This window comes from Kribbella sp. NPDC023855 (assembly GCF_040639475.1).
GTDB lineage: Bacteria > Actinomycetota > Actinomycetes > Propionibacteriales > Kribbellaceae > Kribbella.
Genome location: NZ_JBFAAA010000003.1, coordinates 45,677 through 58,803, shown reverse-complemented (window position 1 = coordinate 58,803; position 13,127 = coordinate 45,677). Strand labels below are relative to the sequence as shown.

Below are 13,127 nucleotides of genomic sequence, written 5' to 3'. Positions count from 1 at the left end.
GTGGAACTGCAGGGCTTTGGCGGGCTGGATGCGGTGGTGGGGGTGTCGCATCGCGGGCACCGGGAGACGGCCGCGTCCGGCGTGGATGTCGGTGCACCGTTTCGGATCGCTTCGTTGACGAAGACGGTGACCGCTGCGGCGACTGTCAGAGCTCTGCGGGACAAAGGGTTCGGGGTGGACATACCGGTGGCTGAGGTTCTGCCGGAGCTGGAGACGGAGTTGACCGTCGCGCAGGTGTTGGCGCAGTCGTCGGGGCTCAAGCAGGTCGTGGATGCTGAAGCAGCTGCCGCGTTGGGTGAGGGCGACGACGTGTTCCTGGCGGCGGCGAGGTTGGTGGTTGCCGGTGGGCAGGAGTATCCGCCGGGGGAGCGGTGGGCCTACTACAACGGGAACTACTTCCTGGCGGGCGCGCTGCTGGCGCGGTTGACCGGGGGTACCTTCGAGGACGGACTTGGCGGGCTGATCTCGGCCTGCGGCCTTACAGCCACCGGCTTCCTCGCCCCCGAGGGCCGAGCGGCGTTCTATCCGCGGGCTCGGCGGCCGAGTGGTGGGTTGTGGTCGACTGTTCCCGACCTGCTGAGCTTCTGTGAGTTTCTCCTGCAGGACAAGGGTTTGCTGGCCGAAATCGCGCGGCCTCGGGTGACGGTGCCGCTGGCTTATGGCTTGGGATGGGCGGTTGGGCCGGCCGGAATGCTTTACCTGAACGGGCGTTTGCAGGGCTACCGAGCGGCCATGCTGTTGTCGCCACGCGACGAGTGGGCGGCCGTCATGTTGGTGGCCGATACCGATGCGCTGCCGGCGATCGCGCAGTACCTGGACGAGCTGCAGCGGCCGCTCACCGGCGTACCGATGGCTCAGTTGATCGACGACTTCGCAGCTTGACATGAAAGGTGCCCCAGGCAACTAGCCTGGGGCACCTGTTCTTCAATCGAGCAGTTCGGTCACTGTGCCGGCGGCGACGGTGTGGCCGCCTTCGCGGACGGCGAAGCCGAGGCCGACCGTCATCGCGACCGGCTTCTCCAGCTCCACGCCGAGCTCGATCGTGTCACCCGGCATCACCAGGGCGATCTCACCCAGGTCGATGCCACCCGACACGTCCGTGGTCCGGAAGTAGAACTGCGGCCGGTAGTCCGCGGCGAACGGCGTGTGCCGGCCACCCTCAGCGGTCGACAACGCGTGCAGCTGCGCCCGGAACTTCCGGTGCGGTTGCACGCTGCCCGGCAGCGCCACCACCTGGCCGCGACGGACCTCGTCGCGCTTGATGCCACGCAGCAGCACGGCCGCGTTGTCACCCGCCTGCGCGGACTCCAGCGACTTGCCGAACGTCTCCAGCCCGATCGCCGTACTGGTGACGGTCGGGCCGAGACCCACCACCTCCACGGCGTCGCCGAGCCGCAGCGAACCCTGCTCGACCGCGCCGGTGACGACAGTGCCGCGGCCACTGATGGTGAGCACGTTCTCGATCGGCATCAGGAACGGCTCGCCCAGCTCACGGTCCGGGACCGGCACGTAGTCGTCGACAGCGTCGAGCAGGTCGCCGACCGCCTTCATCCACTCGGGGTCGCCCTCGAGCGCACGCAGACCAGAGACCCGCACGACCGGTACTTCGTCACCCGGGAAGCCGTACTCCGACAGGAGTTCGCGGACCTCCAGCTCGACCAGGTCGAGCAGTTCGGGGTCGTCGACGGCGTCGGCCTTGTTCAGTGCGACGACCAGGTACGGCACCCCGACGCGTTGCGCGAGCAGTACGTGCTCACGGGTCTGCGGCATGGCGCCGTCCTGCGCCGACACGACCAGGATCGCGGCGTCCACCTGGGCGGCGCCGGTGATCATGTTCTTCACGTAGTCGGCGTGCCCGGGCATGTCGACGTGCGCGTAGTGCCGGTTGGCGGTCTCGTACTCGACGTGCGAGATGTTGATCGTGATCCCGCGCTGGACCTCCTCGGGCGCCCGGTCGATCCCGTCGAACGCGACGAAGGAGTTGGTCCCCGGGTAGCGCTCGGCGAGCACCTTGGTGATCGCGGCGGTCAGCGTGGTCTTGCCATGGTCGACGTGCCCCATGGTGCCGATGTTGAGGTGCGGCTTGGTCCGCACGAACTGGCTCTTGGCCATGATGTTTTCCCTTGCTGGTCAGAAGATTCGAGAGCCAGGACCCCAGGGCCCGCCATCCGTACCAGCTGGTTCTTCAGCGGTCGGAGGGGGCCGGTGCGAGCCACCCTCCTCCGCGGGTCCTGCTGTCAGCAGGAGGAGGGTCGGCGTCGGGCGCCGGTGAACAGAGCTGAATCCTCTGCAGTCCACGCGGCAGCGCCTGACAGGCCGGTGCCTGACAGGTACGCAACAGAATCCACGCGGAACATGACCATCACGGTAGGTGTCAACGCTGCCCCGGGCAACGGAAATTCCCGCTAGCCGAGGAGTTCGGCGATCCCGAAGAGGTCGGCCAGGTCGGCGGTAGCTTGTACGCCGCCTGCCGCTCGTCATCTGTCGTCTTCTTCGCTCGCGCCTGGAAGTCCAGCACACAAAAGCCGGCCAGCCGCCCTTCGTGCGACGACTCGTCCAGCAGCCGCTCGACGCTCCCGCAGAGCCGCCATCATCGCGGCCGCCGTCAGCTCGCGTTCGCTCATCTCATGTCTTCCTTCACCCCAGTGCGGTGACAGCTGCCTTGGCGGCGGCCGTGAGCAGTGCGTCGTCTCGTTCTGCGTTCTTGACGCCTTTGGTGGTCATCACGGCCAGGATGATCGGTGGACGGTTCGGGGGCCAGAGGATGGCTACGTCGTTGCGGCCGCCGTAGCCTGCGGTGCCGGTTTTGTCGCCGACCCCCCAGGACTTCGGTACGCCGGCCCGGATCGTGGTGGCGCCGGTGGTGTTGTTCTGGAGCCAGCCGACGAGCAGCGACCGTGGAGCCGGTGGGAGCGCGTTGCCCAAGGCAAGCTTTTGCAGGGTGGTCGCCAGGGCTCGTGGGGTGGTGGTGTCGCGGGGGTCGCCGGGGGCGCCTTCGCTCAGGCTCGGCTCGTTGCGGTCGGAGCGGGTGGTGGTGTCGCCCAGCTTTCGCAGACCCGCTTGGAAGCCGCTGGGTCCGCCGAGTTCGGTCAGGATCAGGTTGGCCGCCGCGTTGTCGCTGTAGCGGATCGCGGCGTCGCAGAGTTGGCGCAGCGTCATGCCGGTGCGGACGTTCTTCTTGGTGATCGGTGAGTTGGCGAGCAGGTCCGACTCGGAGTACCGGATCAGCTTGGCCAGGTTCTTTCCCTGGGCCAGCAGTACTCCGACCGCGAGCGCCTTGAAGGTGGAGGCGAAGGCGAAGCGCTCGTCGGCGCGATAGGTGATCGTGCGGTTGGTGCCGGTATCCAGCGCGTACACGCCGAGCCGGGCGGCGTACTGCTTCTCCAGCTTGCCGAACTCCGGTGCGGGGAGCGGAGTCGCCACAGGCGTGGTCTGTGAAGCAGGAGCAGGAGCTGGGGTGGAAGAGCTGGTAGGTGCAGGATCCGTAGTACAAGCAGCGGTGATGAGAATCAGGGCGGCAAGGAGGGCTCGTCGCATGGAGCGAGCCTAGCTAGCGGCCCGAGTCAGTTCAGGGCGAAGAGGCGGGTGCCGTCGCTGAAGATGGGGCGGCCGCTGGCTACTGCGACGGCGGGTCTGTTGCAGGTGACCTTCTTGGTCTCGGCTGCCGAGGCTGTGGTGGGGCCGGCGACCAGCGGGCGCGGCTGGACGCCGGTGGCGCCGATCATGACGGGGGAGCAGCTTCCGTCGGCCTGGGGCATCAGGGTGACCACTCGGCCGTCCGGGAGCAGGCCGAACCCGTCACGGGGGAACTCGGCGTGCTGGAGCTTCGGCGGGATGGGCAGGAGGTGGTGCCACTGCGGTGTGCCGTCCGCCGGGCTGAGTGCGGACACGTCGTACGTCTGGGGCTCCCCGGCCTCGGTATTGCCCCGGCAGGTCACCAGGATGATCGAGGAATGCGTTGCGGCCAGCTGCGCGTCACACGACGACCGCCCGAGCCGCGGCCGCGGCGTACCGGGCACTGGGGTGGACCAGAGGAGACGGCCTTCGTTGACGTCCAGTGACCACTGGTGAAGTGTTCCGCCGGCCGCGCCGGTCCAGACGAGCCCGGAGACCTCCCGGGTGTCCGGTACTGCGACAAGCTCGCCGATCCACTTGGCCGGGTCGAGCTCGGCCTCCATCTCGAAGCGGATACCCAGGTTGGCCTCCCAGCGCTGCTTGCCGTCCATGAGGTCCAGCCCCCGGACGACCGCGCCGTTGCCACCACAGGCGTCGACCACGACGGCCTGGTCGGCCAGCAGCACGCCCTGGGTCACGGTGCACTTCAGCTGCGTCTGCCAGTGAGTGGGGCTGCTGACGCCATGCGCCACGACCTTCTCGCCCTCCGCGACGAGCAGCCGGTTCGCATCGACAGCGAGTGCGGTGCCGTCGGTGTGAACCTCGGCGAGCACCTTGCCGGTCTCTGCATCCAGTACTGCGTACGTCGGCAGGTCGATCCCTCGAGGGGCCCGCCCGGCGTCGTACGGGAGGTGAGTCGCGATGGTGCGGCCGTCACTGGAGACCAGCAGGCCCTCGGAGCCGCTGGATGCGGCGTCGTCCACGTCTGCCCGGGCGTACCGCCAGCGGATCTGGCCGGTCGTCGCGTCGGACATCACCACGCCGTCGGTCCGGAGCTCGGCCACCCCACCCACGGTCCCGGCGATCGCGCCCGTTGCGGGCACCTCCCGGCTCCAGGCGACGCCACCGTCGAGCTGCACCGGCTGAACGCCGGGCGGCACGGTGGTCGTGGTGCTCACGGTGTTCGCTGTCTCGAGTCGGGCCTGCACGAACGGCTCACCGGCCGACACCACGATCCAGGCGAGCAGCGAGGCGCACACCACCGTCACACCAAGGCTCAGCCCTCGCGGGGGTGACAGCGCGTACGGCGGAGCCAGCCGGAGTCGTCTGGCCAGGGCCAGCAACGCACCGGCGATCAGCAGGGCGACAGAGGCGAGCATGAGGTACGGCCAGCGCTCACTCATGGCCGCACCGGGTTGCGCCGACGGCCATTGCCACCAGCAGATCCCGATGGCGACCACCCCGACCGCGGCGAGCACCATCGCGGGGATCGTCACCAGCCGGGGTTGCCCCCGCCGGAACCAGGCGCACGTGAGTCCGGCGGCAACCGCAGTACCGGCTATTGGTGCCCAGACCGGGAAGCCGTTGACGTCTCCGGGTCCGGCAGGCCAGCGTGCGGCCGCACCGAGCCCGCGGCCCAGTAGCACCGAGGCTGCGATGATGACACCGAGTGCTGCGCCCAGGTAGATCATCGGGATCAGCCCGGCGATCGGGCGAGCCGCCTTCGGGCCCCACTGCTGCAGTTCGCGCTGGATGTTCTCGCGGGCCGCCGCTTCCCAGTGCTCGTGGCCGTAGTCGGTCGCGTACAGGGAGGTCTCGGCGAGGCCTTGCAGGAAGGTCATCCGGCCGCGGGCGAAATCGCGGTCCGCGATATGCTCGTACTCCGCGCGGATGCCGGCCGCGTACTCGTCGTACCGGGCGGCGGACAGGCTGAGGACGCGCAGGTCGGCGTCGCACAGGACGGCGCCGTTCGCGTCATCGGGGGCGCAGTCGTGCTTGGCGGTCAGCCGGATCAGCCGGCCGATCTCGGCGACCCTGGCCGCCTCCACGCCGTACGCCGACAGCTCGAGCTCGGCGAGTTGCGCCGAGACCTCTTCGTTCTCACCCGGTTCGGCCTGCGGGTCGTAGATCGCGTCGTGGAACCAGGCGGCCAGCCGGACCGCGTCGGCGTCATCGGCCTGGCCGGCCAGCTCGTCGATGGTCTCGAGCATCTCGGTCAGGTGCCGCTGGTCGTGATAGTGCCGATGTTGCTCTGCGTAACGAGCGAGCAGGTCGTCGCCCAGCGGCTGCGCGTGCGGCAGCAGGCGATTCCACTGGTCGCGCAGGTCCATGGCCGTGAGTCTCGCACCCGGTGCGGGCCCGCACCGACCGATCCGGGGCTCCCGGTTAGGGTCGTGGCCAAAGCGATATCGGCTCGTCACCTGTTCGGGGCCGGTCGGGGTGGAAGACCAGGAAGGGCGGATACCATGCGGTTCGGTTTGGTAGGGACGGGCCCGTGGGCCACATTGACGCAGGGGCCGGGGCTGAAAGCCGCCGAGGACGTCGAGCTGGTGGGTGTCTGGGGCCGGGACGACAGCAAAGCTCAGGCCTTGGCTACAGACTTGGGCGTCACTCCCTACAGCGACTACGCAGCGTTACTTGCGGACGTCGACGCGCTGGCGTTCGCGGTACCGCCGAAGGTGCAGGCGTCGATGGCGCTCGACGCCGCGGCCGTCGGGAAGCACCTGCTGCTGGACAAGCCGGTCGCCGACTCGCTCGACGACGCCCGGGCGCTGGCCGACGAGGTCAGCGGCGAGGGAATCGCCTCAGTGGTCTTTTTCACTGGCCGGTTCGAGCCGGAGACCCGGGCCTTCTTCGACCGGATCCAGGCGACCGGCGGCTGGAAGGGCGGCTGGACCCGGATGCTGGCGTCGCTCGACGCGCCCGGCAACCCGTTCAGCGAGTCGCCGTGGCGGCGCGAGCAGCGTGGGGCGCTCTGGGACATCGGCCCGCACGCCCTGTCCAACCTGAGTGCCCTGCTCGGCCCGATCACCGACATCCGCGCGGTCGGCGGAGCGGGCGACCTCGTCCACCTGGTCCTCACCCACGAGTCCGGTGCGACGAGTACGGCGAGCCTGTCGTTGTTCGCGCCACCTGAGGGCAGCAACTTCGAGACGGGTATCTGGGGAGAGACCGGTACTGCGCTGCTGCCGGCCGGTGACACCCCTGCCGCCGACGCGTTCGCGCTGGCCGCGACCGAGCTGGTGGCGGCCGCGGAGTCGGGTGACACCCACCCGGTGGACATCGCCTTCGGCACCCGAGTCGTCGAACTCCTGTCCACCGCCGAGGCCCAGCTCCGGCCGTGACTCGACATGCCGCCGAGCATGAGCCCAGCCCGCTCAGTGCAGGGCGACGACTCCGGCGGTGCCTGAGGTGAGGACGAGGTTGCCGATGGCGACCGGGTCGCGGCCGCAGGAGATGCCGGTCGGGAGGCGGACCCGGCGGTAGCCGGTGCGATCGATGACGTTGGCCCAGCAGCCTCGGGAGCTGCTGCCGGACAGCGACACGACCCGGCCGTCGGTAGTGACGGCGACTCTGGTGCGGGGGTTCACCGGCCCCGTCGTCTGCCAGGTGGTCTGCCCGGTCACCGCGTCGATCGCGGTGACGACCGTCTGGGTGGCCTCCGATCCCGGGCAGTCCACCACGACCAGGTACCGCCCGGCCGGCTTCAGCAGCGTCCGGCACGACCAGCCCGCCGGTACCGGCCAGCGCCACTTCGTCTCACCCGTCCGCGGCTCGATCCCCACCAGCGCGACCGGTACGTCGGAGTCGCCACCGGGCTCGGCCACCACGACCACCCCGCCGACCACCGTCGGCCGCCTGTACATGTCGGTCGGTGCCTTGCTCCAGAGCTTCTTGCCACTCTCCAGGTCCAGTCCGGCGATCTCGTCGGGCTCCCGTCCGCAGCTGTGTCCCAGGAAGGTGACCACCGTGTCCGAGGTCGCCACGGCTCCGATGTCGGTACAGCGGCCCGGTTCGAAGGTCCAGCGGGTGCTGCCGTCCGCGTCGACCCCGTGCAACTTGTCGGAGCCCCGGGCCAGCCGTTCGCCGGTCAGGAGCGGGTCGGCCTGCTGGATGCTGTGGTCGCGCGTACTGCCCGGCCAGGCCGCCTTCCGCTTGCCGGTGTTCGCGTCCAGCAACAAGTAGCCCACGTCGGCGAACTCGGCCAGCACGTACTCGCCGTTGCCGGTGGCGACGATCTCCGGCTTCTCGTCCGAGTCGGACCGGCTGTACCGCCAGCGCAACTCGCCGGTGGCCGCGTCGAGCATCTCCACCACACCGCTGTTCCGCGGTACGGCGATCCCGTACTTCGTCCCGACGGCCTCCTCGGCGCCCGCGTTGGCCAATGCGCGGCTAACCCACGTGACGCCGCCGTCCAGCACCGAATGAGGTGCCGCGCCAGCGGGCTTGCGGGGTCCTTCGGATCGCTCGTTGGAGCTCAGCACATACCCCCTGGCCAGCGGCTGCACCACCAGGAGGAGCAGTAGCGCGATCACTCCCGGTACGGCGAGCCACGCCAGTTGCTGGCCAAGGTTCCGGGAGGGGAGGAATCTCGCGGTCTTCGTCCGCAGCAGGGATGCGACCAGAGCCGCAGTACCGGCTAGCAGGAGTAGTAGGAGTGCTGAGATGACCAGTGGGACCCGCAGACCGATACCGACGGCCGGGTTCGTCGCTGGGACCTGGGCCCACGCCACTAGGAGCCCTGTGACCGCGATGGCCACTGCTGCACCCGCAATCAGCCTGCCGCGCTGACTGGCGCTACGAGCGGATCGGAAGAGCAGGGGAGCACAGACCAGCGAGATGACGGCCAGGGCTACCGGTGGCCAGCCGGACTCGGGCTCCACCGTCGGCACCTGCCAGGGAGCGCCCGCTGCCGCTATCGACGCGACTGATGCCGCCACTGCCGCGAAGGTGGCTGTCGCTGCCAGTGCGGCCTGCTGCCACCCTCGCCAAGGCGCAGGCAGTTCGCTGTCGAGCCCGGCCAGCTCCGCTTCCAGGTTGGCTCGAGCCATCGAGCCCATCCGTTGCCGCGCCAACTGAGTCCGGTAGAGATGGCCGTCCAGCAGTTGCTGCACTTCGTCGTACCGGCGGCTGATGGCGGCGGTGCGGTCACCGGCGTCCCGTCGTACTTCGGACGCGTGCGCGGCATAGCGGGCCGGGGCGATCGCCAGCACGCCGTTGACCGCGTCGAGCAGGACGTCACCGTTCGCGTCCCGGCGCGGCGGCGCGTAGGCATCGGTCGGCGGGGTCGCCAGCTCGCCGGTGAGCCGGACCAGCCGGGCCACCTCGGCGATCCGGATCGGATCCACCCCGTACGCCGGCAGTGTCTGCTCGGCCAGCCGCGCCGACGACTCCGCGTCCTCGGCGGGCCCGCCACCTGGCTGGTGCACCGCCCGGTGGAACCAGGCCGCGAGCCGGACCGAGGTCGGGTCGGTACTGAGCTGGATCAGCTGGTCGAGGGCGGTGAGCACCGTGTCGAGGTACTGGTCACGGTAGGCGCGCCGGGTCCGCTCGACGTACCTGGCGACGAGCTCGTCGGCCAGCGGTGCCGAGCCGGGAATCAGCTCGTTCCACCTCGTCCGCAGCGCTACCACCGCCACAGTCTGCCAGCCGGACCACCACGACCGCCCCTCGATCGCCGCTCCGAACGCTTGCGGTTACCGAACAACCGGGCCTTCGTCCCGGTCAGCCGGTGAAAGTGAGGGCGGCCAGCTTGCTGGGGTTGAGCATCCACTGGATCTGGTCGATACCGGCCGCTGAGGCGCTGATGCTGACCACCACGTACGTCTCGCCGTCCCGGGCGGCCGCCACGGACCAGCCGCCGTTGGTCTGCGTCCAGGTGAAGGTCGCGCCGGTCCAGAAGTTGGCCGAGTAGGCGACGGTGACCTTGGCGATCTGCTCGGCCCCGACCAGCGGGATCCGGGTGGCGCGGACGATGCCGCCGCCGTCGGAGTAGCTGACGGCGTCGGCGGCGAGCAGTTCGACCAGAGTGGCCAGGTCGCCTTCCTGGGCGGCGGCCATGAACGCCTCCAGCAGCCTGCGTTGCTCAGTGGCGTCGACCGGCTCGCGGCGTTCGTCGGCGAGCCGCTTGCGCGAGCGGCTGACGAGCTGGCGCACGTTCGGCTCGGACAACTGGACGATCTCGGCGATCTGGTCGTACGGGTAGTCGAAGGCCTCGCGCAGGATGTAGGCCGCCCGCTGCGCCGGGGAGAGCTTCTCCAGCAGCACGAGCATCGCGAGCTCCAGCGCCTCACCGCGCTCGGCGCCCAGGGTCGGGTCCGAGCTGGTGTCGACCGGCTCGGGCAGCCACGGCCCGACGTACTTCTCCCGCCGGGCCCGGGCCGACTGGCTCGCGTTGATCGCCAGCCGCGTCGTCGTGGTGGCAAGGAAGGCGGCCGGCTCCCGGACCGTGCTGCGGTCGTAGGCCTGCCACTTGAGCCAGACCTCCTGGACGAGGTCTTCGGCCTCCTGGACGCTGCCGAGCATCCGGTAGGCGATCCCGAACAGCCGCGGCCGCACGCGCCCGAAGTCGACGGCCGCTTCGTCCAGCTCAGTGGTCACGGCACCAAGCCTACGATCAGGTGGTCAGCACCTCGGGAAGGTCCTCACTGTGCAAGATCGCGAGTGAGGTGACGGCACGGGTCAGGCAGACGTAGAGGCGGCGCAGGCCGGTGCGTTCGTCGGGCTCGCCGGAGACGATGCCGGCCGGTTCGACCAGCACGACGTGGTCGAACTCCAGACCCTTCGCCAGCCCGGCCGGTACGACGTCCACGTGGGCGTCGACGTCATCCTCGTCACCCAGTACTGCGAAGCTCAAACCCCTGCCCTGCAAGGCTTTTCGGGCTGCCGGGACCAGCGCGTCGGGGACGATCATGCCGATCGACCCCGGCCGGTCCATGACGTCTGCGACAGTGGTCGCGGCGGCGTCCAGGGCATCCGGTACCCGGGTGATGGCCAGCTCACCGCGAGCCCGCCGTACCGCTGTGGGCGGGGTCAGGTGCGGGGCGATCTGCGGCAGGAGGCGGGCGGCGTACTCGATCACCTGGCCGGGGACGCGGAAGCCGGCGGTCAGCTCCTCGGTGTGCGCCCCGGACTTGCCCAGGTGTCGCAGTGCCTCGTCCCAGGACGGTGTGGCCCACGGTGTCGTGCCCTGGGCGATGTCGCCGAGCACGGTCATCGAGCCGGTCGAGCACCTGCGTCCGACCGCCCGGAGCTGCATGGCCGACAGGTCCTGCGCCTCATCGAGTACGACGTGTCCGAGGCTGGGCGTCCGGTCGACCAGGTCCGCGATCTCGTCGATGAGGGTGGCATCGGCAACGGACCACTTGGCAGCGCCCGCAGACCGTGGTGCCTTCTCCCAGAGCAACATGCTCTGCTCGTCAGCAGTCAGGATCCCGTCAGCGTGCTCGGCGAGCAGGTCAGCGTCGGTGAAGAGCTGGAACAGCAGCTTGACCGGATCGATTGCCGGCCACAGCGCCTCGGCGTACTGCTTCACCGGACGGCTCCGGGCCACCGAGTCCTGCACACGGTCGTCGGGGGAGTCCCCGGCCGCCTCCATCCGCAGCAGGACCGCATGCGCGAGTCGTTGCGGCAGCATCGCGCGTCCGGCGCCGTACCGAACCCCGCGAGTACGCAGCTCGTTGACGAGCTCCTCAGCCTGGTATGCCGGTACGCGCCATCGGTGAGATCCCCGAGGAACCACCAAAGCTTCCTTAGGGAGCTGGACCTGCGACCAGACCGCACGATGCAGTACGTCGGCCATTCGCGCGTCGCCCTTGAGCACGTCCACGGCGGCCGGCCCGGGTCCGGCGACCTTCACCCGGGCGACCATCTCCTCGACGGTGGTCTGCTTCGCCTCGATCTCGCCCAGTGCCGGGAGCACGTCGCCGATGTAGCGCAGGAAGCTCGCGTTCGGCCCGACCACCAGCACGCCGGCCCGGCTGAGCTGGTCGCGGTACGCGTAGAGCAGGTACGCCGCCCGGTGCAGGCCGACCGCCGTCTTCCCGGTCCCCGGCGCACCCTGGACACAGATGGTCTCGTCGACCCCGGCCCGGACGATGACGTCCTGCTCGGGCTGGATCGTCGCCACGATGTCGCGCATCGGCCCGGAGCGCGGGCGCTCGATCTCGGCGTCCAGGATGTTGCTGTGCTGCTCGGGAGCGGCAGAGGTCAGGTCCTCGTCCTCGTACGCCGTCATCTCGCCGTGGGTGAACCCGAACCGGCGGCGGGTGCCGACACCCATCGGCTCGGTCTTGCTGGCCCGGTAGAACGGCACCGAGATCTCGGCCCGCCAGTCCACCACCAGCGGCTCGCCGGCGTCGTCGTTGACGTGCCGGCGACCGATGTGGAAGGTCTCCTCGGCCGGCTCGAGGTAGTCCAGCCGGCCGAAGAACAGTGGGACGTCAGGGTCGTCCTCGAGCTCCTTCATCCGCCGGTAGATCGCGGCTTTCAGGAACTGGGTGTTGACCGGGTCGGCGCTGGCAATCTCCAGCGAGCCGGTCTTCTCCCGCATCACGGCCAGCGCCGCGCGGGAAGTCCGGAGGTAGTCCTTCTCGGCTTGGAGGGTGGGGTCGTCCGGGGGCATGACAGATCCTCCGCAAAGCGGTCGACGGTCGGGGAAGCCCCGCCACGTTACTTGAGAGCGGTCTCCCGGGCGAGTGATTTAACCGGTACCGGCCGGTCGCCGCGCGGCCCTGGTCGCTGATCCGGCCGCAGCCCCGGCCGGAGCCCCGGCCGGAGCAGCAGCGGCAGGCTGACGGCCAGCAGGATCAGTACGACGATGCCGTCCAGCCAGTAGTGGTTCGCGGTCACGACCACCACGCCGAAGGTGATGATCGGGTGCAGCAGCCACAGCCAGCGCCACCTGGTCCGGGTGATCAGGATCATCGACAGCGCGATCAGGGCAGCCCAGCCGACGTGCAGGCTCGGCATCGCGGCGAACTGGTTCACCACCCCGCCGGAGGCGTCCGGCCCGTAGACCGACTGGCCGAACCGCAGCCCGGTGTCGACGAAGCCCGGCATCATCCGGGGTGGCGCGAGCGGGAAGACGATGTGGCCGATCAGGGCCAGCCCGGTGAGCGCCGCGATCGTCCAGCGCACGTGCGGATAGGCCTTCGGGCGCCAGATGCTCAGCCAGAGCAGCACCGCTCCGGTCAGCGGCGCGTGCACGGAGGCGTAGTACAGGTTCGCTGACTCGACCAGGTGAGGGGTCTGCAGCGCCGCGTGCTGGACGGCTGCCTCGTTGGGCAGGTGCAGCCAGTTCTGCCAGGAGAGCACCTCCCGGGCATGGTCGTAGGCGGAGCTGGTGTGTTTGGCGGCGAACTGCCGGCCTGCGCTGTAGACCCCGAACAGGCCGGCCAGCAGGACGACCTCCCGTACCACCCTCCACACCACCGGCGCCGGCCCCTGCGTTGGAGCCTTTCCCCGTTCCCCGACCCGATCCACCTGCTCCAGTGCCTGTATCCCCATACCCC

At 69.7% G+C, this 13,127-nt stretch carries 9 protein-coding genes; 2 read left to right on the top strand and 7 right to left on the bottom strand.

From position 1 onward, the window contains the following. The gene (locus AB0F51_RS10950; protein ID WP_360277425.1) at positions 1–882 is read left to right on the top strand and encodes a serine hydrolase domain-containing protein; all 882 of its coding nucleotides are present in this window, start codon (positions 1–3) and stop codon (positions 880–882) included. A gap of 42 nt (positions 883–924) precedes the next feature. On the opposite strand, the gene tuf is transcribed toward AB0F51_RS10950, so the two are convergent. The 3 genes from tuf to AB0F51_RS10935 form a co-directional block, all read right to left on the bottom strand. After that, positions 925–2,112 (bottom strand): elongation factor Tu, encoded by a 1,188-nt coding sequence (gene tuf / locus AB0F51_RS10945; protein WP_360277422.1) that lies wholly within the window; start codon positions 2,110–2,112, stop codon positions 925–927. A 525-nt stretch (positions 2,113–2,637) separates the two neighbouring features. After that, positions 2,638–3,423: a class A beta-lactamase gene (bla, locus tag AB0F51_RS10940; protein ID WP_360277419.1), complete on the bottom strand. Its 786-nt coding sequence runs from the start codon at positions 3,421–3,423 to the stop codon at positions 2,638–2,640. Positions 3,424–3,563: 140 nt separating this feature from the next. Continuing rightward, positions 3,564–5,945: a hypothetical protein gene (locus AB0F51_RS10935; protein WP_360277417.1), complete on the bottom strand. Its 2,382-nt coding sequence runs from the start codon at positions 5,943–5,945 to the stop codon at positions 3,564–3,566. A 135-nt stretch (positions 5,946–6,080) separates the two neighbouring features. Between AB0F51_RS10935 and AB0F51_RS10930 the strand changes: the two genes are divergently transcribed. Further along, positions 6,081–6,959, top strand: coding sequence for a Gfo/Idh/MocA family oxidoreductase (locus AB0F51_RS10930; protein ID WP_360277414.1), 879 nt, complete (start codon positions 6,081–6,083; stop codon positions 6,957–6,959). Positions 6,960–6,992: 33 nt separating this feature from the next. Here the strand turns inward: AB0F51_RS10930 and AB0F51_RS10925 are convergent, their stop codons facing one another. From AB0F51_RS10925 to AB0F51_RS10910, 4 genes are all read right to left on the bottom strand, one after another. Beyond that, positions 6,993–9,248 (bottom strand): PQQ-binding-like beta-propeller repeat protein, encoded by a 2,256-nt coding sequence (locus tag AB0F51_RS10925; protein WP_360277412.1) that lies wholly within the window; start codon positions 9,246–9,248, stop codon positions 6,993–6,995. Between the two features lie 91 nt (positions 9,249–9,339). Continuing rightward, positions 9,340–10,215, bottom strand: a complete 876-nt coding sequence (locus AB0F51_RS10920) for an RNA polymerase sigma-70 factor (RefSeq protein WP_360277410.1) — start codon at positions 10,213–10,215, stop codon at positions 9,340–9,342. A gap of 16 nt (positions 10,216–10,231) precedes the next feature. Continuing rightward, on the bottom strand, positions 10,232–12,238 hold the full coding sequence (locus AB0F51_RS10915) for an AAA family ATPase (RefSeq protein WP_360277408.1): 2,007 nt from the start codon (positions 12,236–12,238) through the stop codon (positions 10,232–10,234). 47 nt (positions 12,239–12,285) lie between these two features. Beyond that, positions 12,286–13,035 carry a phosphatase PAP2 family protein gene (locus AB0F51_RS10910; protein WP_360277406.1) on the bottom strand — a complete coding sequence of 250 codons (750 nt, stop codon included), beginning with the start codon at positions 13,033–13,035 and terminating at the stop codon, positions 12,286–12,288. Between the last annotated feature and the right edge of the window lie 92 nt (positions 13,036–13,127).